Raw genomic sequence first — 22,815 nt, 5'->3', positions numbered from 1 at the left:
AGTTATAATTATGTTCTGCGTAAAACGTGTTTGAGATAGTCGATATACTTTAATGAATACAGGATTACTGCGGACTACCAAGCGTTACTGGAATGAATTTTACGAAGCCTCTGTCGGCGTAGGCACAGCAAGCGAGAAAAATTTGTACCAGTAACGCATAATAATGTTATGTAACCATTTTATTTAGTATCAAGTATACATTTAAAAAAAGTAGATTCATTGATAGTAGCAAGCCCAGTTAGCGTACGCTGTTTATTTGTATGTTTGCTGCGTTGCAAAACGTAACTTCCTAACCTTTACTAGCCTTTAACGAATAGCTCTATTCTTTCAACCTAAAGCTTATAACCAAAATACAAGACGACTTTATGAATTCTCAAGTTAACCAGAACGAAATGACAGATAACTCTATTGCCCAATCTGATTTAAATAGTCAGCCAGTTGATAGCAAGCTAGTGAATATTTCAAGTATTGATATCGAGGCAGCGACGGATACTGCGCAATTACCGCAGCCAACTTTGCCACCTCTCAAACAAGCGACTTACAAGACCCATAACACAGATTTTGTCGTCAATGAAATATTGCCGTTAGACTTTACTGGCGAGGGTGAGCACTTATGGCTACATATAGAGAAGTCAGGGGTGAATACTGCCTATCTGGCTAAATTACTGTCAGAGTGGGCAGAGATTCCCTTACGTGATGTCGGTTATTCAGGACTCAAAGACCGTCATGCGCTAACGACACAATGGTTTAGCTTAAGAATACCTTTGAGGCAATTGCCAGAGTCTGAGTTTGCACCAGTAGATATCAGCGACAGCGAGTCGGTCACTATCCTTGCTCAACATTGGCACAATAAAAAGCTTAATCGTGGTACGCACCGAGCTAATCAATTTATTATCACCTTGCGAGATATTGAGTTGGAAAATGAAGATAAGTCGTCTGTAGAACAGCATTTGCAAAATATAAGTGTCAACGGCGTGCCCAATTACTTTGGACCACAGCGTTTTGGATGGAATGGTAATAACATTAGAGAAGCATTGGCGTTGTTTGCACGTCCAGCGCCAGAAAGTCGACCTCAGCCAAAGAAGAGTAAACGCAAACGTGCGCCGCGAGAGCAAAATTCTATGGAACTGTCCGCCGCGCGTAGCTTAATATTTAATGAGATATTGGCTGCAAGGGTACGCGCGGGCAGTTGGAATACTGGACTCACAGGTGAAGTGTTTAACCTAGATGGATCAGGCTCGATATTTACCAGTGAAGAAATTGACGACACTTTACGAGCGCGAGTTGCCAGCGGTGATATTCATCCGACCGGTGTGTTATGGGGTATGGATAACGTTAAAGTAAGCGGCATAACAGCTCAGCTTGAAAACGATGTGGTACAGAGTAGTGCGTTATTAACACAGCTGGCAATGGGGTTAGAGAAGCGCGATGTGAAAGCACAACGACGAGCGCTACGATTGCCGATTGAAGCCTTGAGTTGGGAATGGCAAGGTAGTCAAAATAGTAATGAGCAAACGCTGGTATTAAACTTTACGTTGACGACTGGCAGTTTTGCGACCAGTGTATTGGCAAGCTTGGTGCAACGGTTAAGCACCTTGTAATTAAGTGCATAGTGCATGAAGGTCAAACAATCTTTATTAAACTGCGCTGTCATTAGCTGCAATAAAGGGGCTCAATATTACTATTTTCCGCTGCTAGCATCTCGTTGGCGCTAACGACTTGATTACGGCCACGATCTTTGGCTTCATATAAAGCTTTGTCTGCTATCCTAATTAAGCGCTGGCAAATATCACTTGGCAATTGCGCCTTTGGTAGCTCTGGAGCTTGTTTAGTCACCCGCTTGCCTCTTCGCGACTTAACTATCTGCGACTTTGTTAGCTGCGGTGCGTGTTCTTTTGACTTTATAGAGGCATATCTTTGCTTAATGCATGTCCGCTCAGTATGAGTCAATGTATAAAGCCCTAGACTCGCCGTTATACTAAAGCTGAGACTATAATTTACTTGAATCACGTGATTGGCAATATCGCAACGCAATTGTTCTGCAATAGTCATCGCTAAATCATGCGCTATATCAGGCAAGACGATTAAAAATTCCTCGCCACCATAACGACTGACAATATCTGTATCAGTGAACGTATTCATCAATATATCGGCAACTTCTTTTAACACCTGATCGCCGACTTCGTGACCATAATTGTCATTAATATCTTTAAATAAATCTAAATCCAATAAGATAACCGTATAGTCCTGATTATCTGTCAAATCTGCTAGCGTTTGCCGCATTTGGGTCAGACCATAGCGTCGATTCTTCAGTCCTGTCAGCTCGTCATGATTGGCATGCTGTATAATTTCTTTTTTACTGTTATCTAAGATTAATAATAGTGTACTAAATACATATACCATAAAAATAGCTTTGGGCAATGCCAAATACATGTGCGTTGCACGCCAAAAGAATACTGAAGAACGACGAATCTCGTTTATGCTATCCCAGCTAAGCGTACCATCTTGAAAAATAGTGGCTGCTATCGCATTTTCCATATTAGTCATCTCGGTATAAGTCTGATAACTATAAGTACCAAGCGGTAACGAAGTAATGGTGAGTTGACGCATACTGGGCAAATTCACGCCCAAATAAGGCAAAATAGCCACTAACATAATCAAGAATACTTGAATTAAGAATGCATACCAAATATAACGACGGCGTACCAGCATCATCGCCAGCATAGTACCGCCAACTAGCGACACTCCTGAGACCAAACTACTATGACCCATTACCAAAACGACAACTGCAATATATAAGCTATAGACAAAAATTAGTACGATTTGCCAATTATGTAGACGTTTATAGTCATTTTTAATATGCGATAAATGGCCTACCATCCACCAAAAAAACAATCCCATCAGCGTTATGGTTACCCATATTGGATATAATAGCGCCATATCTACATAGCTGCCAAAGGCATCTTGCCGTAACCATACAAGTAGACACCATAACCAATGCATGGTGACTTCCATCACAATGAACAAGGCTAACAATGATGCTCTATCCGCAGCTTGCCACTCAAAAATCATTTGGGAAAGTTTTTTGTAGCCTAGCCGATATATCGATGTAACCATATACGCGTTACCACGTGCACATTCAATCTGTCGTTAACACTAACCCAAACGGAATCGTTTGTTGATAGCCACTGACAGACTGATAGATAAGTTCAAAGCATTAAAAGCGTTGCGCCTTTATTACTATATTAGTATTAATCCTAGGATATGGCAGATGAGCATCTTATTGGTTTACTCTTTAAATGATTGATATGCTTTGTAATTTTTATCAAGCCATCCATCGACGCAGCACTATACTCGTTTTTGTGAATGTTATTCTTACTCGTATAATTCTAATATGTTTATTATTGAGTTTGACAACTTTCAAATAGTTTAGCAATACGATTGTTATAAAGGGTATCTATATACGATATATGGTTGATAATTGCTTCATAATTAATAACTAGTATTTTCAAAAAGTTGCCAGACTCCGAGCTGCTCAGTAGTCAGACTTGGCACATCACCCAAACGTCGCCATGGCATATTACTACCATGAAAGTCACTACCAATTGAAGCGACAAGCTCATGTTCAGCAATACTACGATCAACCATTTTTCGGGTGCTGATCGGCTCACTAGTCGCTGGTAACTCACAAGCATCACCGCCAAGCTGAGCAAACTCTTCGATAAGCTTACGTACTCGTGTAGCCGAAAGCTGATAACGCGTTGGATGCGCGAGCACTGCTTTACCGCCGCAAGCATGAATCAGCTCAATACCATCCGCCATACTCAGGGCATCAATCGCCACATAAGCGGATTTATTGTCGGCTAAATATTTATCGAAAGCCTTTTGTACGGTCTTAACTTCGCCACGCTCAAATAACACTTGCCCAATATGCGCACGCCCAACTGCTTGTGGATTGCCACCAGCTTTATCAAGTACGGCTTGCCAAAGCTCATCATAATCAATATCCAGCAGCTTACTGAGTTTTTCAGTGATACGCTGACCACGAGTTGCCCGGCTTTCTTGCAATTGTAATAAGGTTTCATGCATTTTTTCGCGATCTGTAAAATCGAGTCCAAGCACATGAATGATTTTATTAGTTGATTTATTCTTACCATAACCACCGTTTAGCGTATGCTCACAGCTAATCTCAACGCCATTGATAAGCGTCATTCCATATGCAGTTGCTGCTGCTCTAGCTTCATCAATGCCTAGTAAAGTATCGTGATCAGTTAATGCCAGCACATCGACACCAGCTGCATGCGCGCGCTGCACTACATCTGCCGGTGCATAAGTGCCATCAGAACAGGTACTATGGCAATGTAAATCGAATTTCATAAAGTTGGCCTTAGGTTTTTAATACGGATATTGATGGATTAATTGGGAATAATTGAATAAATAATATAATTGATTCAATTTAAAAGATGTACAAGGCAACCGAGTGCAGATGTATAAGTGATACTTCAAACGAGGTTAACGCTGTAACTCTTTTATAGTGGATTGACTATAGCTAAATGGATGAATAGTAATGATACGTATTATGGCTTACGCCTATTATCGAATATGATTGTAGTGTTGTCTGCTTTTTTTTAGCGCAGTAGACGTGTAAACTACCCACTACGTTTTTGTTGGACATCCCACTTGTTATGAAAGCATTACTAGACTTCATTCCTCTGATTGCCTTTTTTATTACTGCCCGTCAGAGCGGTATTTTGGCAGCAGCAGGTGCCTTGCTGATTGCAACTATTATCATTTATGCGATTCATTTCGTGCGCCAAAAAGGTAAATTCGATAAGCAGCAATGGGTTGTATTACTATTAACCATTGTGTTTTGTGGTGGTACGCTACTGCTACGTGATGACATCTATCTACGTTGGAAATCACCAATTATCAACGGTATCTTTGCCTTAACGTTGTTTATTAGTGCGGCTATCAACAAGCCTCTAATGCAACTAGCGATGAAAGATGTGTTCACCCTAACGATGAGTGGCTGGAAAAAGCTAACTGTCGCATGGGCACTGTTCTTTGCCTTTATGGGCGTATTACATTATATCACGGCATTTACAATGTCTGATGAAGCATGGATTAACTTTAAAACCTATGGCTGGATTCCGATTATGTTGGTGTTCGTTGTCGCTCAATTTGCGGTATTAAAAAAGCATCTAAATCCAGCCTTAACTGACAAGTCTGCGAAATAAAGGTTAATAATAGTATCCTGCTTGCTTACTTCTATCAGCATTAAAAATAAAATATACTTTGGTATTCGTTATTTTATAATAAAAGTTAAATGGTTTCTAAATACCCATAGCGACAATAATTAATTGTTAATGACAAATCAGTATTATTCTTACCGATTATAACTCTTTATTCTTACTACTTATTAAGGAAGGATTATGTCTTTATTTGCTATCATTGGTCATGATGTGGCCAACAGCGCAGCACAGCGTCAAATTACGCGTGCTGAACACGTTGAACGTTTACAAGCTTTAAGTCGCGAGCAACGCCTAGTTATTGCAGGGCCAACCCCTATTGAACATGGTAAAAGTGATATGTCAGGCAGTCTCATTATTGCAGATTTTGACTCACTTGAAGCAGCGCAGGCATGGGCAAGCGCAGAACCTTATCTACGTGATGGCGTGTACAGTCACGTTGATATCAAGCCTTTTATAAAAACGTTGCCAGCACCTACTAACGACATAGCAGATAAGGTAGTGCCATCGTGAGTCAGCGCTCATCTTTGTTAAAAAAATGTTATAAATATAATCTTGCTAGCATCATTGTCATCACTGCGATATCAGCGCAAGCTGCCCCAACGGTCACGAATACCGATCCGGCAGCAACGCCGCCTGCAACGAATCAAAATAACGCTAATCAATCAACGACACCAGCTAACAATACTTTAGCAGCACAACTACAGCCTTCAGATAAAGCATTATCCGATGCCAACCAAGCGCTACTCAGTCGCAATGCACAGCTACAAAGACAAGTTAATGATCTGCAAACTCAAGTTAACGTCTTAGTCTATGAGAGCAAAGGTCAGTTGTTTTTATATGGTGCTTTCACGGTGTTGATTAGCTTATTGGTCGGTATTTTTGTTTCGTGGTTAGTGTTTGTGCGTCGTGAGCGCTGGTAGTATCAGCAGTTGTTATTGATAGACTCTATTCGATATTTCACGCCTACTACGCCTAACTATTTCCAAGCTGATTTAATGTTTAAGCTTCTCTAATAGAGCCATCAACGCTCCTAAGAACGTTTTCATGCCTACCGCTCAAATCAAAAATGCTGAACCATCAAACGTCATTACTCCTGCCAAGATTGATTGGCAAATGGATGATACAGGTAATATGGTGCCAGTGTCAGGTGAGTTTGAGGATGTTTACTTCTCACATGCCGACGGACTAGCAGAGTCGCGTCATGTGTTTTTGGCACATAACCAGCTACCAGAGCGACTGGCAAACCTTGCACCAAAGCAATGCTTTACCATTGCTGAATTGGGTTTTGGTACTGGACTAAATCTCTTGGCAACTTGGCAGCTATGGCGACAACTGCGTGAAACGCATCCACAATTAGCGACTGCGAAACTGCATTTTATTACCACCGAAAAATTTCCTATACCGCTTGCGGATTTAACGCAGATACTGGCATTATGGGGACAGCGTGCGCCCGAGCTGACAGAGATAATTGAGCTATTTTTATCTGCCTATCCTCCTCTTATCGCGGGCTGTCATCGCTTGCATTTTTTCAATGATAATTTGACCGTTGATATATGGTTGGGCGATGCAGCTATCAGCTTAGCCAAATTAGCTTTGGATACTTCTACCAAGCCAGCGCCCTACATTGATGCATGGTTTTTAGATGGCTTTGCACCTTCTTGCAATAGTACCTTATGGGCTGAAAATATCTTTGCACAAATTCAGCGCCTGTCACGTTCAAAGACGACTGCAGCCACCTATAGCTGTGCCGGTATTGTCAAACGTGCGCTACAAAATTGTGGATTTGAGATTAAAAAAGTTAAAGGCTTTGGGCGTAAGCGTGAAATGCTAACGGCGGTCATGGCTGATAAAGTATATTCGAATGATAGTGATAGCAGTTCTACGCTATCTAGCGCTCACAATCATATCGTAGTTATTGGTGCTGGCGTCTCTGGACTGCTAACAGCATGGTCGCTAGCCAATCGCGGTATCATTGTCACCTTACTAGATAAATCAGCCCCCTTAGCCGGAGCATCAGGTAACCCTCGCGCCCTACTCGCACCCAAAATGACGCCTATCCATCATGTCGACGAGCATCTGCATACCATAGGTTATCTCTATAGCAGCAGACTATATCGAAAGCTTAATGACAAGGCTGCAAAGCAAAATACAGCGCCCGTACTTGAGTTAACTGGCGCCCTTGATCTACTTATTAAAGCCAATATCGGTACGGAGCAAATTTTAGATTATCCCGACGATATGGCAACCACGCTATCGCTTGCACAAGCAAAAGAGACTACTGGATTAAAAGATCAGGATTTATCAGAGAATTTGTACTTACCCCAATCCGGTTTGGTCAATCCTCAAGCATTAAAAAATATAATACTGACGCATCCGCTAATTCACTTTCAACAATTAGAAGTTAGCAGCATTAACGAGATGGAAAGCCATGTTTGTATTGAAGGCAGTAATCACGAAAAAGGCACGATGACTATTAGCGCTGATAATGTGGTGATTTGCGCCGCTTATGAGAGTCATCAGCTAGATAAGCGTATTTTTGATTGCCGTAAAATCCGTGGGCAACTCTCTTGGTTTATACCCTCAGCAGCACAATGGGCAAAACTGCCCAAACTTCCTCTCAAGTACGGTGGCTATTGCACCTCATTTAGCGGGCAAGCTGGTGACAGTAAGTTGAATGAGGTAGTAGAAGGCGAACAGTATTTATTACTAGGCGCAAGCTTTGTGCGCAATGATACAGACACTGATATTCGTAATGAAGAGCACCAGATTAGCCGCGAAAAACTAGTCACTGCCATTCCTGAGATGGAATCGGTCATTCCAACAGATACCAGTCTGTGGCAGGGACGCGCAGGCATTCGCACCCAGACCCCTGATTATCATCCGATGGTTGGGCAGTTAGTCGGTAGTAAACGAATTTGGACAATGAGTGCAATGGGCGCTAAAGGTTATGCGCTGGCACCAATATGTGCTGAAACGCTAGTAGATATGATGCTAGGCTCGTTTGCACCATTGTCAGCGGCGATGCTTGCACGACTCTCGCCAAATCGCACGCGTTTGCAAACGCCGCTCAATTAAAGAACCTTGAAGTGAGTTTCGTCCTTCTTAAGGCATCGCTTTCAACGCCTACGAATATCTTGTAATATTAAGTATTGAAAGTAATTTTAATACCGTTCCCAAAAATCAGAGTATCAAGCAAAACGAGGTTAAGTACTATGCCTTATGGGCTAAATGAGTTTGACACCGCTAAGTATATTTTTTGGGTTTGGTATAATAACGAGACATATTCAAATGGCTTACCAACAAACCACTCTTACATTGCCTGCCTATGCGCGCGGTATTCATATCATAACACCAATGATTGAAGATGCCATCGAGGCGCTAATACCTCATACATCTAAAGCAGGTCTAGTACACCTATTTTTACAGCATACTTCCGCCAGTCTCGCTATCAACGAAAATGCTGATCCAGATGTCAGATTAGATACCGAAGACTGGCTTAACAAAATAGCACCAGCCGACCAGCCAGAATATCGACATACGCTAGAAGGTTCAGACGATCTGCCAGCTCATTTTAAAAGTATAATGCTTGGGGTCAGCTTAACCGTTCCACTTATCAATGGCGCATTAGGACTAGGAATGTGGCAAGGTATTTACCTATGTGAGCATAGAGACAACCTCGAAAAATATGGCGGACAGCGAAAGCTAGTTATTACCGTAAGCACTTAGTCATATATTGTCATTCAATAGCAAATTACTGCTCACAGCTTACTATGCTTAAATAAACCCCTCTTGATGGATAACAACCTCATTATGAAAGCCCCTACTTTAGCTTCACTAAAATCCAAGTCCTACTTGCGTGTTTTTCCCGCCATTTTTTTTAGTGTGCTGATACTGACTGCCTGCCAAAAGAAACCAGAACCTGAAACAGCTAACGAAGCCCAAGCTGAAACAACCGTTCAAAGTACGCCTGTTAATGATAACAGTGATAATGATGTAGCTATAGACAGCTCTCAAAACTCGGTTGATTCCATCACAGATTCAGAGCACGATGTTAACTTAAACGAGCTTGAAAACGATATCGAAACGGTAGAAATAGAACCAAATACTGCAGCCGCGACCCCTAATCCAGAACAAGCGATTAAAGGCGCGCAAATCACTGATGTACGTTATAAAAGCGCGTCAGGTGAAACTTTATCCGTCGTCTTTGAAACCTCGGCTGCGGGCGTACTCAATGCCATCGTAACCTTACCTAATAAACCCAAAATGACCCTAAGCGCACCAGAAGGCCAAGGTAATAATCCTACTTATCGCTCAACAGATGGTAGTATTCAGCTGGTCAGTCATGGTGGTGGTAGCGCTATAGATCTTATTCAAAACAATAAAGTCACCAGCTTCGATGCTGTCAGTGCTGAAGCTGAAGTCATCACTGAATAATTTATTAGAAGACACATAGCTTAAGCCCATTAAAAATAATATTTTAAGCAATAAAAAAGGCGGTACACGTTACGATCGTGTGCCGCCTTTTTTATTGCTTTGGTTTAGCCAAAGCCAGTTGTTTGCCCAAACAGGCTGACCAGCCAGCTCATCACGGCCCACAATCCCCAAACAATAAATATCAAAACGACTAGCCCTAATATGTCAGGTATATGCAGATAGAGCCAAGCAACGATTGGATTACGCCAAAAGCGACTTTGCTGCTGTTTGTCTTCTAGTGATTGATGTAAAAATGGCCGATCCATATGCATGGTTTCAGTGATGCCATACTCATCTTGTAGGTGCTGATGTACGATGCTCAATGTTTTACGACTAGGACGTATAAAGATATCCAGCAGCGTCCCGATACCAGGTACGATGCCAACCACCATATCGATGAGCGCCAGTCTGACTGCTGGTGTCATTTTATGCGCTGGGACACCTAGCTGACGACCCAATACAAACGCATAGCTGGTCAAGGCAAGTCCAGCCAAATCTCCTGCTAGCGGAATAGTCGATAGTGCCGCATCAGCGCCCATCCCTTGTTTGGTAAAAGGGATACGTACTAACGAATCCATGGTATTAGCAAACTTCGCCAATTTACGTTCGGTAGCGATGACTTGCTCGCGTGTTAACCCATGCTCAGCCAGCTTTGCTTGATAGTCTGCCATAGGTTTATCTGTTGGCTTTTTCGCTTTTAATCTCGAAAATTTATTTAATTTATCCATTAAAAGTCGTCCATAGACAAGCAATTGCTATAAGAGCAAAGACGTAACGCCCTACCCAAATATTGGCTAAAAATGCCTGAAAACATGCTAAAGCTTGACGACTGGCACAAGCACTGTTTTGCTTGGTAAACATCATTGCTACTAGCGCCAAACCAAATACTGGAGTGACACCTAACGTCGTCGGCGCAAAATAATGCCACATAACCACGCCCATAATGAGCAAGAACAACGTTTGTAGCAGCGAGATAATAACTACATCATAGCGACCAAATAATATCGCCGTTGACTTAACCCCAATCTTTAAATCGTCCTCACGGTCAGCCATGGCATACTGGGTATCGTAGGCTACTGTCCAGCACATGTAAGCTATAAACAACAGCCAACACCAGATATCAGGGGAGCCTTGCACTGCTACATAAGCCATCGGTATTGCCCAACCAAAAGCGGCGGCTAAAAACACTTGTGGCAAATGCGTAAAACGCTTCATAAACGGATAAATAAACGCCAATATGACCGCACCCAGAGACCAATAAAACACTTCAACGGGCAAGAAAAATAATAGACTGGCACTTAACAACACCAACAGCAAAAATGCAGCGATGGCCTCTTTAGCAGATAAGCGACCATCTGCCAATGGACGGCCTTTGGTACGGGTCACATGACCGTCTACTTTGCGATCGGCAAAGTCATTAATCGCACAACCTGCTGCCCGCATAAAAATCGCGCCCAGAGCAAATAACACAAATATCTTCAGACTTGGCAGACCTGCCGTTGCTCCTTGCTGCTGCGCTTGACCCATCGCTGCCAGCATTACGCCCCATAACGTTGGCCATAGTAATAGCTCAATGCCTACTGGCTTATCAAAGCGCGTTAGCTGCATGTAGGCGTGTAACTTTTCTTTGAAACTCAAAGCTGAGGGACTGTTGGTCATTGAATCATCTCTAAACATATAGCTTCTAAATATAACGGCTCTAAGTATCTATAGCCTCTAGATATATAGCTTCTAAATATCCTGCCACATCCGATTTGCTTCAATCAGTGATATCTCAGGATATTGTTTACGTAAAGCTTTGATAGCAGGGATTTTATCTTTTTGTGCTGCTTGTTGACGCAAAAAGGCTAATTGCTCTTGTGGGTTGCTCAATTCTTTTAAACGCGCCTCTAACCTTAAAATTCGAGTACGCAGTATGATGTTTATCAATAATAGGCCTGCACCCATGGCCCAAATTATTAGCGTTGTCACTACGTGCTCCTGAGCCTATTGAATTTAAGCTTGTTAATTAGTTTGTTTTACATAGATAGCTAAATAAAATAACCATCAAAGCGTACTGCTTCATTATTCCAGCTTTCACTTGGTTGTTGATTAGCAAGTAACGGCGCAAACTGCGGCCGCTTCACGACCACGCGACCTTGTTTTTCACCATTTTGACTAACAACAGCTTGCGCACTTTGTAGCAATTGTCGTTCTTCTTCTGATGTTGGCGGGCTAGCTAATTGATGCAGTGCTTGCATATGCTTACCTACTTTAGCACCTTTACCTGTCTTGCTATCTTGGTAGCTATCCTCTGGAAACATTGGATCCAAATACACCACATCAATCATTTTGCTATCTGCAGTTACTGATTGAGTTTTTAGATCTGAAAAATAGCTGAGCGCATCGGTATTTATAATATGTAGACGCGTCATCAACTTTTGCCAATTCGGTAATGCACTCATCCGCTGCTGCTCTGCTAACAATAGCAATGCCATCAAGGGTTGCTGCTCAAGCATCGTTACTTGCGCGCCGGTACTGGCCAATATCAGACTATCATGACCAAAGCCTGCTGTCGCATCGATGACCATGCTATCCGATGTGATTTTAGCAGCTTGTAGTAGCAATTCAGATTTACGTCCAGCACTCACCACACGGCGTTGTAGCTTATCCCATTCCGGTGCCACACTCAGTCCATTACTAAGCCATGACAGCTTATTTTTTTCTTCTAACAATAAAATAGGCTGGGTAGATATCTGACTTAATTTCTGGCGACGTTTTTGATTGAGTTTATCGGTAATTAGCTCGGTATTTAAAACGATTGGCAGTTCATGTTCAGTTATTAACGTCTGCAAGCTATCAATCTGCGCTTGCTGTGATTCGCTAACATAGAGTAGCTGGCAATGCACAAAGGCGGTAGCCTCTCTAAACTCTTGCTGCAAAGCGGTCATACCTGCCCTCCCTTTATGTTATCTGTAAACCTAGTAAAACAACGTGCAAATCTAGCCAGCCATCTGATAACCAAACAACCAAGACGCCAGTAATACCACCACCCCAGTAATAATGCGTAGCCACGCAAAAATCGTAAAATCACGGCGACTCACCCACGCGACTAACCAGCGAATACAAAGTAGCGCTACGATAAAGGACACTACTGTGCCTACGCCTAATACCAACCAATCCTCGCTACTGGTCAACACATCACCGTGTTTGAGCAAGTCCAACAAGGCTGCACCTACGATGACTGGGATACCCAAAAAGAATGAAAACTCTGCTGAAGCTTTACGCGAGACCCCAAGCCAAAGGGCACCAATAATAGTGGCCCCTGAGCGTGACGTACCTGGTATCAATGCTAAACACTGAAACAAACCAATCATTAGCGCCGTTTTTAAACTGACCTCTTCGGCTTCTGTAGCAATGATCGTCTTGGGACGTTTTTCCACGTAAAAGATCAGCAAACCACCAATGATTAGCATAATGGCGACAATCATAGGATTGAACAAATAAGTTTTGATTTCATCCGCAAAGGTGAAGCCAACGAGCATAACCGGAACAGTGGCAACGATCAGACTCAGTCCCAACTGCCTTGGATTGGTCATGCCTTCTGCTTTGCCCGTCAGCAGACCCATCAATGCTTGCCATAACCTGCCCCAATAATCATAAATGACCGCTAATATCGCACCTAGCTGAACCACAACAATGAACAAGTCAACTTTGTCTTTGGTCCAAAAGCCCATCAGATCAGCTGATAAGATTAGGTAACCAGTACTAGAGATGGGCAAAAACTCAGTGATACCTTCAACGATACCCATGATGACAGCTTGAATTAACAAGAGTATATCCACAATTATTTTCCTAAAAACAGACCTGTTGGCTGTCCTATATTGTCGTTGCTTTTATAAGGTTTGGCGCATGGTTAATACTACGCATCTAGCTATTATGAATGACGTTTACATTACTGTATTTAAATGACTATATTAAAAACTATGCTTTACCTTGTTCTTTTAACGTTTTCCACGCTTGGTTGCGCAGATACTTTGGTAGTGCATGCGCCGCATCGGTGCCGCCAGAAGTTATAAACTGAGCAATACCCAGTTGTCCAATCACTGTCGCATCCGGCCAAACATCGTCATGACATATTTGTCCATCATATAGTTTTAATAGCAACGCGCCATTACCAGCAATAGGAATATCGAGTACTGTTTGGCTATCATAATCCAGCAGTTGCTCAGTGCTCTCTTCATCATTGACTAACACTGGCTGCATGACAGCATGATCTGATTGAGGATCTGATTGCTCGCTATCTTTTATTGCATATTGCCCAAAGTAAACTTGCTGCATACGTGCGTCAAGGGCGCTATATACTTGCGTTACACCATATTGTTGATATGCCCGCTGCGCAATCGCTTGCAGACTTGAGACTCCTATGCAAGGTAAATCATGTGCCACTGATAGCGCTTGTACCACCGCAGTATTAATACGAATACCGCTAAATGCACCTGGACCTCGATTAAATATTAATGCCTGCATGTCCGCAAGGCTCAGTTTAGATTCGGACAGAGCTGCATCGATCATTGGTAAAATTTGTTGGGTCTGCTGGCGCTTACCAGTCTCGGTATGACTCGACAGTACTTGACCACTCGCATCTAAAATTGCGATTGAGCACTGATCGAACACGGTATCCATTGCTAAAAACATTGTAACCTCGGCTTATACTTTTGGCACTATAGTCAGTCCACTATAAAAGTGTTGCTGCGTTAACCTCATTTGAAGTATGACATAACCATCTACGCTCGGTTGCCTTGTCCCACTCTCAAAGTACCACTTTCAAATTGAATCGACTACATAAAAAATACGCCCTAATAAAATAGCGCCTATCATAGCATTTAGGGTAAGCGATTTTTATCACTTTCTACGTTTTTCACACTTTATTCATGAGAAGACATATAAACATAGGTATTCTAATAGATGTTCTAATAGGTGTTCTAATAGGTGATCTAAATAGCATCCATAAAAAAACCCAAAACTACTTTAGCTCTGGGTTTCTATTAGACTTATAGTACTAATAAATTTAACTACTGTTTAAAAACGCGTTTTAAACTTTTTTGGCGCTTGGTTTTCCATCTCTTGCATCTGCTTTTGCATCTCTTCAGTGCTAGGCATATTATTAGGATCAAGTCCCATTTGCTTCGCCATTTGTTGCGGGTTCACATCTTTAGGACCGCCTTGCTGACCGCCGCCGCCAAATAAAGGACCGCCGCCCCCAGCTCCGCCACCGCCGCCGCCCATTAACCCTTGCATAGACTTCATCATCTTACTGATGCCTTCAGGCTTGGATATCATTTTCATCATTTTTGCCATTTGCTTGTGCTGCTTGAGCAAACGGTTGACGTCTTGGATCTCACGCCCCGAGCCTGCAGCAATACGACGCTTGCGACTAGGGTTAATCTTATCAGGATTCTGACGCTCAAATGGGGTCATAGAATTAATTAACGCTTCCATTTCACGGACTTTTTCTTCAGGTTTAGCGTCTTCGACAGCTTTTTGCATATCCGAACCGCCCATGCCTGGCATTTTATCAAGGAAGCCCGACATACCGCCCATATTTTTCATCTGCTGGAACTGAGTCAATAGATCCTCAAGGTCGAAGTCGCCGCCCTTTTGCATCTTTTTCGCCATTTTTTCGGCTTTATCACGGTCGATTTTTTGTTCGACTTCTTCAACCAGACTCAGTACGTCACCCATACCAAGAATACGCTGGGCAATACGCTCAGGATGGAATAGCTCTAAGGCGTCGAGTTTTTCACCGCGACCTAAGAACTTAATCGGCTTACCTGTGATAGCGCGTACAGAAAGCGCTGCACCGCCGCGAGCATCACCGTCAGTCTTAGTTAAGATAACACCCGTCAATGGCAACGCATCGTTAAAGGCTTTGGCAGTATTGGCTGCATCTTGACCTGTCATGGCATCAACCACAAACAGCGTCTCGGATGGATTAACCGCAGCGGTTAACGCCTTAATCTCATCCATCATGGTCTCATCGATAGCTAGACGACCCGCCGTATCAATAATCAAGATGTCTTGGTATTGAATTTTTGCTTCTTCGATAGCGCGTAGGGCGATATCAATTGGGTTCTCGTCGCTACTTGAGTTAACGAACTTGGCGTCAACTTGACCGGCTACTTGCTGAAGCTGCTGTATTGCCGCTGGACGATAGACGTCAGCTGAGACCAGCATGACCTTTTTCTTATGGCGCTCTTGTAGATATTTGGCCAGTTTACCTGCAGTGGTGGTTTTACCCGCACCTTGCAGACCCGCTAGTAAGTATACGACAGGAGGCTTACCCGTCATCTCAAGCTGCTGATTAGCACTGCCCATCATTTCGGTCAGCTCATCGTGGACAATCTTTACAAACGCCTGACCTGGAGCTAATTCTTTTAGCACCTCAGCACCAAGCGCCTGCTCTTTAACGCGTTTAACAAAATCGCGAGTGACCGGTAGCGCCACGTCGGCTTCTAACAACGCCATACGCACTTCACGTAACGTGTCTTTGATATTGTCTTCAGTCAGTTGCCCCGTGCCGGCGATATTGCGTAGGCTCGACGATAGACGTTCTGTTAAGGTATCAAACATAAATAACTCTCAATTAAACAATTAAAATATTTTTATAAAAAGGCTTCTTGTTAAGGTATATGCAGTCAAAAAGCACTTTATTAAAGATGGATTAAACAAAATGGTTTAGGGTATCGCACATTTACATCGAATATGATTTATCTAAAAATGATTGACTATCAATACTATAGCGTAATTTCCGCTAAGACTTTAGACGCATTTGGCTTTAATCTAATGCATTGACAGCCATATTAATACGGTTAAACAAATACTGTTATATAAATACCGCTATATAAACTGTTACCTATTGAGTGGCTTATATAAACCTTTATAGGTAGTTGCTGCCTCATAATGAATAACTATTTATGATCTTAGCATCTATGAATAATAATAGAGATGATTCTCAACTAGCCTTCATTTTATGATAGATTGGACGATTATTCTAATAATACCACTTTAGCGTTAAATTGAGCGGCGATTTTGCGCTCATTATGGGATGAGGCTTTTACCTGTGCACCTTGCGTTCATAATTGCTAGTATGGCTTATATAGCAGTCAGTATCCATATCAGTTGGGCGTTGACGAAGAGCAACCCTATTCATAAAGGCTTAAGCCTTGGCTTACTGGTCGTCGGTATGCTCGCACATGCCGCCCTATTATATCCGTATGTGGTTACGTTATATGGGCTAAATTTTAACTTATTTAACATAATCAGCCTAATTAGTCTGTTTTTCTTGTTTTTCTATGTACTCTTCTGTCTGTACCGTCCTATTCTTAGTCTAGGTATCCTAGCCGCACCGACTGCGCTTATTGGTATGACAGTGGGCTATGTTGGCCGCGCACCTTATCAGCCACTAACTGATGTCAGCATCGGTCTTGAAGCGCATATTCTATTATCACTTGCTGCCTACTGTGTGCTGCTGATGGCTGCAGTGCAAGCGCTATTTTTGCGTCTGCAAATTCGTGAGCTTAAGCATCATACCATCCATCGTTTTTGGGTCAATAAACTACCGCCTCTACAAAGTATGGAGAGCTTATTATTCGATATGATATTGGTAGGCTTTATACTACTTAGCATCGCGCTGGGAATTGGCTTTATCTATGTAGAAGACTTGATGGCGCAGCATATTGTGCATAAGACGGTATTTAGCATGTTATCTTGGTTGCTATTTGGCATACTTTTGATAGGCAATTGGCGCGCTGGCTGGCGTGGCAAACGTGCGGCTAATATTACTTTCTATGCCTTTATCTTATTAGCAATTGGCTTTGTCGGTAGCAAGTTTGTCTTAGAGCTAGTGTTATAGAGTAAGCGTCACAGTCGGTCATCATAAACGATATTGCTGACCGTAACGCTTATTTAATAAAATCTTCTCTCTAATTAAAGACCACTGTTTTATTGCCTGTCACAATGACTCGATTTTGCACATGCCAGTTCACTGCGCGTGCCAATACATTGCGCTCAATATCACGACCAATAGCACGTAATTCTACTACGCCCTGACGATGGGTCACACGGTGCACATCCTGCTCAATAATAGGGCCTTGATCGAGCTCTGCAGTGACGTAATGCGCAGTCGCACCGATAAGCTTAACGCCTTTGTCATACGCCTGACGATAAGGATCTGCTCCGACGAAAGCTGGTAAGAATGAATGATGAATATTGATAATCTGCATTGGCCAGCGTTCAATGAAATCAGACGATAGTATCTGCATATAGCGTGCTAATACTATTAAGTCGTTACCTGCCATCAATTCATCAACTCGCTCTTCCGCCTCAGGTTTATTATCCTTAGTTACCGGTACGTGATGAAAAGGTATACCGAAGTTTTCTACCGCTTGACGCAGATCTTCATGATTACTTACAACAGAAGTAATCTGGCAATCGAGCAATCCGCGTTGATGACGCCATAACAAATCCAACAAGGCATGATCAAACCTCGATACCAAAATACCGACCTTCGTCTTAATGGCATTGTCATGTAAATGCCAAGTCATATTATGGCGTTTGGCAACCGTATGCCCGAAGCTGGCCTCAAAGTTATTAATAATCTCGCTCAAACCTTCTAGAACAAACTCTAAACGCATAAAGTACTGTCCACCTTCATGTGCAGTTGAATACTGATCAAGAGTGATAATATTGCCGCCATAGCGATGAATAAATTCTGATACCGCCTGCACAATACCTGCTTGATCGCGGCATTTGATTAAAAGTGTTGCAGTATCGATAGCAGTAGTAATAGGCAGCACTTTAGATGCCACTTGAGGTGAGGTTTTTGATGAAGTATTCGTTTCAGTGTCTGACATAATGCATCCAATTTAAGAAGAAAAACTTTCTACCACTAAGTATTAAAGCCCAGCTTAAAAATCAGCGTTAGCATAGGAATTGGTTATTTTAATCGTTTTTGCCATGTTTTGCTTACTGAGTTGGTTTTTTTTGGTTATTTATATTACCAATACAAAAACCCCCAACACGAGGGTTGGGGGTTTGAATATTTTTATTTTAATATTATTCATGATAAGAGCAATTTAATCAGCGTTAGTACAACTTTCTGTGTTTGTTCCAAATGGACTTATCATATTCGGACGCATAGGAATGTCGATGTCTACATCGTCCACTAAGTCTGGAAACTCTACTAAGCGCGCTTGCTGCGATTCGCTACCATCGACGCGAGTGTTGACGGTAATTTTTGCTTGATACCATTGTGCATACTCTTTAGGGTAACGTACTGAGAAGTCAACTTTACCAAAGGCATCAGTTGAGAGGTTGAAGCTCTGATTTGAGTTTGCGCTGACCTCATTGCCATCTTTATCGAGTACAGCGACCACATTAACAGGATCTAACTGACCATTATTGTTAATATCTTCACCTGAATCTAAAATGCCATTGTTATTGATATCTTCGTTACTACATTCGATATATGGACTTCTCAACCAGACATTTTTATCAAGAATAACATCTCTAACAACTCGAAACACTCCTTTACCATATCTATTTGGTATGAGATTTACCGATACTTGCTGATTGACAGCAGGCTTTCCAGTATTATTTAGTACGCTGATAGAACCCTTTCTATAATAATAGACATTTCTATCACCTGAGGACACTGTATTGGCAAAAGAGAAGCTAATAAATGTCGATTTGGTTTGTACAGTAATGGCTGAACTATCAGGCGGTGGTGGTGCATCAATAGTTTTTTCCGTACCATCTGGCAGTTTAATAGCTTGCACTTCAGCCTCAATGACTACGCCATCTGTTTTTGTTGGGTTCTGTCCTGCATTGTAAGTCACCACCGCCTGACCATTATTATCTGTATAAGCGACTGCTTGATCCAGACTACCACCTGATGCATCTTTGGTGGTTGTAAACTGTACAATGGCGTTTTTAACTGGTGCATCATCATCATCCAGTACTTTAGCAATTACCTCTGTTGAGCCACCAGTACTTATTACTGCACGCTCTATTTGTAATAGTAGCTTCTTAGGATCAATAGAAACAAAGTTTATCGTCGTAGCTTTATTGTCATTACCATATCCTGCGGTAATGGTAGCATTACCCGGTACCGCAGACTCTACATAAAAAACAATTTTATTATTCCTAACTAGAAAAGTACGGCGTGAACTGGCTTTCGTATCGTTTGTGCTATTTAATATTTTACCTTTATTGGTTGATAGTACTACTGCTTCACCATCATTCACATTCGGTAGAATGAGTGTCATTGGTTGTGGTTCATTAACCTTAATATCTGATGTCGGTGCAAACGTGACATCAGAGCTATTAGCAGCAACTACAGTCAATAAATCAGAGATACGCTGAGTAGTTTGATTGCCCTTTACATCAAGACTAAAGTTATAGTCTCCATTTACAGTAGTAAGTGTGGCTGCATTGGTATCAAATATGAACTCGCCTTTGTTATCGGTCGTTACGCTGGTTACTTCATTTCCATTGTTATTTAGCACTACAGTTGTATTAGCAAGTACTGCCCCTTGACCATCCAAGATACCACCAGATATACTAAAATTTTCTGTGGCTGTGACTGAGTTTTTTGAAGCAATAACATTATTAGCACGAGTGCCTGATACTATAATTGGTAAGCTTTGTTCTACTCCACTGCCGTCATTTGCTGTTACGGTTAATATACTTTCATGGTTGAGTCGTGAATCGATACCGACTGAACTTTGTCTTAATGTTACTCTAATTAAACCATTATCATCAGTAGTCTGAGTCGAGCTGCCCTCTATTGATAATCCATATTGTGCTGCATTATCAATACTAATGGTTACTGGTACACCTGCAACGATACCACCGTTTTTATCAATAGCTCTGATTTCAGCCGTCGTGCTATCCTCACCAGTTAACAGTTGGTTTTTATCCACAGAAATATAGATCTGATCAACTTTAGTTGTTGATGCATCTGAATCACTATCTTCACTACTACCACCCGTTCCAGGCTGCGTAACACCTAAATCAGGTTCTGGTGCAATCGTATCACCGCCACCGCCGCCCCCACAACCAGCCAAGGTGAGTGCTAAAGTCAGTGCTGTCAAATGAAACAGCTTAGAAGTAAAAGGTAGCGGGCTATATGACATTTTTTGGACTCCGAATCAACAATGATGTATTCGAGAAGATAAGCAAGAATCGTTCCCAATCTACAAATATATAAGCAAAAGTAGATAAGGTTACCGTATGTTTACTATATATATAAATTGTATTAAATTTCTAACAGCAACTTTACTGACTTTTGTTATAAGTTACAACTAAAAATTATACCTATGGGTTAAGTAATCGATGACATACGAACGTAGATTCAGGGTATAATAGGTGACTTTTATGACGACGATTATCACAAAATAATTTGAATGTTTACTGATTTTATGGTATAAATGTCGGCTTTAAAATTTTCTGAATTGGTCAGTCTGTTATTTGCCTTTAGATGACAGCGAAAACCAGCTCAACCTTCATATAGTTTTGTTTGGTGCAATGGTGCCGCTTGCTGTGTCCATGCCGCAAATACGCGCAACTTGCCCAGACTGGTATGAGAATCCCTCATACCTCATAGATCAGGAGTTCGCCATGTCTAGAGTTTGCCAAGTGACTGGAAAGCGCCCTATGGTGGGTAATAATGTTTCGCACGCAAACAACAAAACCCGTCGTCGCTTTCTACCAAACCTTCACAACCATCGTTTTTGGGTAGAATCTGAAAACCGTTTTGTACGTCTACGTATATCTACTAAAGGTATGCGCATCATTGACAAAGTTGGTATTGATAAAGTGTTAGCAGATTTGCGCGCACAAGGTCAAAAAGTTTAAGCCACGCGCTTGTCTGCCATCATTTAAAGGAAAGCTATCATGAGAGATAAAATCAAGTTGGTATCAACTGCTGGTACTGGGTATTACTACACCACTACTAAAAATAAGCGCACAATGCCTGGCAAAATGGAGATCAAAAAGTTTGATCCTAAAATTCGCCAACATGTGATCTTTAAAGAAGCAAAAATCAAATAATTTGTATTTTTTATAGAATAATTTTCTATAAATAAAATTATTTGAACAATAAAAAAGGGCCTATCAATTGATAAGCCCTTTTTTATTTTCTGCAATTTATATCTTATTATGAATAAATTGCCTTAAGTTCAATCATAGCCTGTTAGCTATAATTCGTAGGTTCTTTATCATAGACATGCGCATGCCACTGACTCATCTGCTTTTGCATAATCACTTGAATAGCTGCATGAATCATATGCTGACCGATAGCTTGAGTATCACTACCAAGCAACTCTTTAAGCTTATCAGAAAAGTCGATGGTCATTAGTGGTGCTTCATCTTGTTCAGCATCACGCAACAATAATCTACCGTCATCTGCTTCTACCAGTTCAAGAGTCGTCTCTTTAGCAAATCCTGCAAACTTATCTTGGGTATCGTTGTCTACTTCTATCTCATTATCAATATCATATGGCATTTAATGTATCCTCAATTATACCGTCTTGTCATTGCATAGAGTTTTACGTCTCAAGACAACATGGGTAAATGTATCATACTCATACAATGGACGCTTTGACCCTAGAATTCAAGAGCATTAACGCAAGTCTTATAAATAAGCCGATATTGACTACGTTATAATAACTGTTCAATTAACGCCAGTAGCGCAATTTGGCTAAGGTAAATAACAAGGCGACGAACATACCCAGATAATACATGAGTTTTAACTCTAGCGTCGGGTCACGATATTTAAATGGCAGTGCGACGGCGGCAGTAGCGGTGGGAAATATTAACAGCATCAGTAGCCAGCTCTCAAAAACATGTAACCAGCCCTGAAACCCTTCGCCATGACTCAGCGAAGCTAACCCTAACAATAGACAAGCAATAATAAGGCTAGTGAACAAAACATTAGGTAAATCTTTTGGGTAAATAATATTCGCAATACGGGTGGGCATAATTTGCATATAAAATTCCAGTCAAGACGAAAATCATGACTTAATAATGATAAAAAATTTATGAATAA

The 22,815-nt window shown here is 41.6% G+C and carries 23 protein-coding genes; 10 read left to right on the top strand and 13 right to left on the bottom strand.

Going from position 1 to position 22,815, the window contains the following annotated elements; genetic code table 11:
- Positions 1–365: 365 nt before the first annotated feature.
- Positions 366–1,601 (top strand): tRNA pseudouridine(13) synthase TruD, encoded by a 1,236-nt coding sequence (gene truD, locus ACTQ9S_RS04070; RefSeq protein ID WP_440453882.1) that lies wholly within the window; start codon positions 366–368, stop codon positions 1,599–1,601.
- A gap of 52 nt (positions 1,602–1,653) precedes the next feature.
- Here truD and ACTQ9S_RS04065 read toward each other — a convergent pair whose 3' ends face one another.
- Both ACTQ9S_RS04065 and ACTQ9S_RS04060 read right to left on the bottom strand, forming a co-directional pair.
- Complete coding sequence (locus tag ACTQ9S_RS04065; RefSeq protein WP_440453880.1) at positions 1,654–3,117, bottom strand: diguanylate cyclase; 1,464 nt, start codon at positions 3,115–3,117, stop codon at positions 1,654–1,656.
- Between the two features lie 375 nt (positions 3,118–3,492).
- Positions 3,493–4,377, bottom strand: a complete 885-nt coding sequence (locus ACTQ9S_RS04060; protein ID WP_068329180.1) for a PHP domain-containing protein — start codon at positions 4,375–4,377, stop codon at positions 3,493–3,495.
- A 308-nt stretch (positions 4,378–4,685) separates the two neighbouring features.
- On the opposite strand from ACTQ9S_RS04060, the gene ispZ reads away from it, so the two are divergent.
- The 6 genes from ispZ (at position 4,686) to ACTQ9S_RS04030 (ending at position 9,686) form a co-directional block, all read left to right on the top strand.
- Positions 4,686–5,237: a septation protein IspZ gene (gene ispZ, locus ACTQ9S_RS04055; protein WP_068037451.1), complete on the top strand. Its 552-nt coding sequence runs from the start codon at positions 4,686–4,688 to the stop codon at positions 5,235–5,237.
- Positions 5,238–5,432: 195 nt separating this feature from the next.
- Complete coding sequence (locus ACTQ9S_RS04050) at positions 5,433–5,762, top strand: YciI family protein (protein WP_068037454.1); 330 nt, start codon at positions 5,433–5,435, stop codon at positions 5,760–5,762.
- Positions 5,759–6,172 (top strand): hypothetical protein, encoded by a 414-nt coding sequence (locus ACTQ9S_RS04045; protein WP_440453878.1) that lies wholly within the window; start codon positions 5,759–5,761, stop codon positions 6,170–6,172. Before ACTQ9S_RS04050 ends, ACTQ9S_RS04045 begins: the two co-directional genes overlap by 4 nt.
- A 124-nt stretch (positions 6,173–6,296) precedes the next feature.
- Positions 6,297–8,327: a tRNA (5-methylaminomethyl-2-thiouridine)(34)-methyltransferase MnmD gene (gene mnmD, locus ACTQ9S_RS04040; RefSeq protein WP_440453876.1), complete on the top strand. Its 2,031-nt coding sequence runs from the start codon at positions 6,297–6,299 to the stop codon at positions 8,325–8,327.
- Between the two features lie 213 nt (positions 8,328–8,540).
- Entirely contained in the window at positions 8,541–8,978 is a 438-nt protein-coding gene (locus ACTQ9S_RS04035; RefSeq protein WP_068329187.1) for a secondary thiamine-phosphate synthase enzyme YjbQ, read from the top strand.
- A gap of 84 nt (positions 8,979–9,062) precedes the next feature.
- Positions 9,063–9,686: a hypothetical protein gene (locus ACTQ9S_RS04030; RefSeq protein ID WP_068037473.1), complete on the top strand. Its 624-nt coding sequence runs from the start codon at positions 9,063–9,065 to the stop codon at positions 9,684–9,686.
- 104 nt (positions 9,687–9,790) lie between these two features.
- Here ACTQ9S_RS04030 and ACTQ9S_RS04025 read toward each other — a convergent pair whose 3' ends face one another.
- The 7 genes from ACTQ9S_RS04025 to ffh all read right to left on the bottom strand — a co-directional run bounded on the left by ACTQ9S_RS04025 (position 9,791) and on the right by ffh (position 16,337).
- Positions 9,791–10,396, bottom strand: a complete 606-nt coding sequence (locus ACTQ9S_RS04025; RefSeq protein WP_440454040.1) for a DUF4112 domain-containing protein — start codon at positions 10,394–10,396, stop codon at positions 9,791–9,793.
- Positions 10,397–10,445: 49 nt separating this feature from the next.
- Positions 10,446–11,384 carry a 4-hydroxybenzoate octaprenyltransferase gene (gene ubiA, locus ACTQ9S_RS04020; protein ID WP_440453874.1) on the bottom strand — a complete coding sequence of 313 codons (939 nt, stop codon included), beginning with the start codon at positions 11,382–11,384 and terminating at the stop codon, positions 10,446–10,448.
- A 72-nt stretch (positions 11,385–11,456) separates the two neighbouring features.
- Positions 11,457–11,696: a hypothetical protein gene (locus ACTQ9S_RS04015; protein ID WP_068037474.1), complete on the bottom strand. Its 240-nt coding sequence runs from the start codon at positions 11,694–11,696 to the stop codon at positions 11,457–11,459.
- Between the two features lie 59 nt (positions 11,697–11,755).
- Entirely contained in the window at positions 11,756–12,655 is a 900-nt protein-coding gene (locus tag ACTQ9S_RS04010; RefSeq protein WP_440453872.1) for a class I SAM-dependent methyltransferase, read from the bottom strand.
- A 51-nt stretch (positions 12,656–12,706) separates the two neighbouring features.
- Positions 12,707–13,549: an undecaprenyl-diphosphate phosphatase gene (locus ACTQ9S_RS04005; RefSeq protein ID WP_068037476.1), complete on the bottom strand. Its 843-nt coding sequence runs from the start codon at positions 13,547–13,549 to the stop codon at positions 12,707–12,709.
- A gap of 139 nt (positions 13,550–13,688) precedes the next feature.
- Entirely contained in the window at positions 13,689–14,402 is a 714-nt protein-coding gene (gene tsaB, locus ACTQ9S_RS04000) for a tRNA (adenosine(37)-N6)-threonylcarbamoyltransferase complex dimerization subunit type 1 TsaB (protein ID WP_440453870.1), read from the bottom strand.
- A gap of 384 nt (positions 14,403–14,786) precedes the next feature.
- Positions 14,787–16,337 (bottom strand): signal recognition particle protein, encoded by a 1,551-nt coding sequence (gene ffh, locus ACTQ9S_RS03995; protein WP_068329207.1) that lies wholly within the window; start codon positions 16,335–16,337, stop codon positions 14,787–14,789.
- Positions 16,338–16,854: 517 nt separating this feature from the next.
- Here ffh and ACTQ9S_RS03990 point away from each other — a divergent pair.
- Complete coding sequence (locus ACTQ9S_RS03990) at positions 16,855–17,619, top strand: cytochrome C assembly family protein (RefSeq protein WP_440453868.1); 765 nt, start codon at positions 16,855–16,857, stop codon at positions 17,617–17,619.
- A 70-nt stretch (positions 17,620–17,689) separates the two neighbouring features.
- On the opposite strand, the gene purU is transcribed toward ACTQ9S_RS03990, so the two are convergent.
- Both purU and ACTQ9S_RS03980 read right to left on the bottom strand, forming a co-directional pair.
- Positions 17,690–18,619, bottom strand: coding sequence for a formyltetrahydrofolate deformylase (gene purU / locus ACTQ9S_RS03985; RefSeq protein ID WP_440453866.1), 930 nt, complete (start codon positions 18,617–18,619; stop codon positions 17,690–17,692).
- 222 nt (positions 18,620–18,841) lie between these two features.
- Positions 18,842–20,902 (bottom strand): hypothetical protein, encoded by a 2,061-nt coding sequence (locus ACTQ9S_RS03980; protein WP_440453864.1) that lies wholly within the window; start codon positions 20,900–20,902, stop codon positions 18,842–18,844.
- 484 nt (positions 20,903–21,386) lie between these two features.
- On the opposite strand from ACTQ9S_RS03980, the gene rpmB reads away from it, so the two are divergent.
- Positions 21,387–21,623: a 50S ribosomal protein L28 gene (gene rpmB, locus ACTQ9S_RS03975; protein WP_068037487.1), complete on the top strand. Its 237-nt coding sequence runs from the start codon at positions 21,387–21,389 to the stop codon at positions 21,621–21,623.
- A 39-nt stretch (positions 21,624–21,662) separates the two neighbouring features.
- On the top strand, positions 21,663–21,818 hold the full coding sequence (gene rpmG / locus ACTQ9S_RS03970) for a 50S ribosomal protein L33 (RefSeq protein ID WP_068037488.1): 156 nt from the start codon (positions 21,663–21,665) through the stop codon (positions 21,816–21,818).
- A gap of 142 nt (positions 21,819–21,960) precedes the next feature.
- Here the strand turns inward: rpmG and ACTQ9S_RS03965 are convergent, their stop codons facing one another.
- Positions 21,961–22,272, bottom strand: coding sequence for a hypothetical protein (locus ACTQ9S_RS03965; protein ID WP_068037491.1), 312 nt, complete (start codon positions 22,270–22,272; stop codon positions 21,961–21,963).
- 172 nt (positions 22,273–22,444) lie between these two features.
- Positions 22,445–22,756, bottom strand: a complete 312-nt coding sequence (locus tag ACTQ9S_RS03960; protein WP_068037494.1) for a hypothetical protein — start codon at positions 22,754–22,756, stop codon at positions 22,445–22,447.
- Positions 22,757–22,815 lie beyond the last annotated feature (59 nt).

The sequence above is a fragment of the Psychrobacter sp. ASPA161_9 genome (assembly GCF_051970275.1).
In the GTDB taxonomy this organism is placed as follows: Bacteria; Pseudomonadota; Gammaproteobacteria; order Pseudomonadales; family Moraxellaceae; genus Psychrobacter.
Note: the sequence above shows the minus strand (reverse complement) of the source record. Positions and strands in the feature narration are given on the sequence as shown.

Bases quoted from the DNA above. Each gene is read 5' to 3' on its own strand.
- ACTQ9S_RS03990 (WP_440453868.1), top strand. From the start codon at position 16,855: ATGGCTTATATAGCAGTCAGTATCCATATCAGTTGGGCGTTGACGAAG.
- ffh (WP_068329207.1), bottom strand. From the start codon at position 16,337: ATGTTTGATACCTTAACAGAACGTCTATCGTCGAGCCTACGCAATATC.
- rpmB (WP_068037487.1), top strand. From the start codon at position 21,387: ATGTCTAGAGTTTGCCAAGTGACTGGAAAGCGCCCTATGGTGGGTAAT.
- ACTQ9S_RS04010 (WP_440453872.1), bottom strand. From the start codon at position 12,655: ATGACCGCTTTGCAGCAAGAGTTTAGAGAGGCTACCGCCTTTGTGCAT.
- ACTQ9S_RS04050 (WP_068037454.1), top strand. From the start codon at position 5,433: ATGTCTTTATTTGCTATCATTGGTCATGATGTGGCCAACAGCGCAGCA.
- truD (WP_440453882.1), top strand. From the start codon at position 366: ATGAATTCTCAAGTTAACCAGAACGAAATGACAGATAACTCTATTGCC.
- ACTQ9S_RS04035 (WP_068329187.1), top strand. From the start codon at position 8,541: ATGGCTTACCAACAAACCACTCTTACATTGCCTGCCTATGCGCGCGGT.
- rpmG (WP_068037488.1), top strand. From the start codon at position 21,663: ATGAGAGATAAAATCAAGTTGGTATCAACTGCTGGTACTGGGTATTAC.
- ACTQ9S_RS03960 (WP_068037494.1), bottom strand. From the start codon at position 22,756: ATGCAAATTATGCCCACCCGTATTGCGAATATTATTTACCCAAAAGAT.
- tsaB (WP_440453870.1), bottom strand. From the start codon at position 14,402: ATGTTTTTAGCAATGGATACCGTGTTCGATCAGTGCTCAATCGCAATT.
- ubiA (WP_440453874.1), bottom strand. From the start codon at position 11,384: ATGACCAACAGTCCCTCAGCTTTGAGTTTCAAAGAAAAGTTACACGCC.
- ACTQ9S_RS04065 (WP_440453880.1), bottom strand. From the start codon at position 3,117: ATGGTTACATCGATATATCGGCTAGGCTACAAAAAACTTTCCCAAATG.
- ACTQ9S_RS04025 (WP_440454040.1), bottom strand. From the start codon at position 10,396: ATGGCAGACTATCAAGCAAAGCTGGCTGAGCATGGGTTAACACGCGAG.
- ACTQ9S_RS04030 (WP_068037473.1), top strand. From the start codon at position 9,063: ATGAAAGCCCCTACTTTAGCTTCACTAAAATCCAAGTCCTACTTGCGT.
- ispZ (WP_068037451.1), top strand. From the start codon at position 4,686: ATGAAAGCATTACTAGACTTCATTCCTCTGATTGCCTTTTTTATTACT.
- mnmD (WP_440453876.1), top strand. From the start codon at position 6,297: ATGCCTACCGCTCAAATCAAAAATGCTGAACCATCAAACGTCATTACT.
- ACTQ9S_RS04060 (WP_068329180.1), bottom strand. From the start codon at position 4,377: ATGAAATTCGATTTACATTGCCATAGTACCTGTTCTGATGGCACTTAT.
- ACTQ9S_RS03980 (WP_440453864.1), bottom strand. From the start codon at position 20,902: ATGTCATATAGCCCGCTACCTTTTACTTCTAAGCTGTTTCATTTGACA.
- purU (WP_440453866.1), bottom strand. From the start codon at position 18,619: ATGTCAGACACTGAAACGAATACTTCATCAAAAACCTCACCTCAAGTG.
- ACTQ9S_RS03965 (WP_068037491.1), bottom strand. From the start codon at position 22,272: ATGCCATATGATATTGATAATGAGATAGAAGTAGACAACGATACCCAA.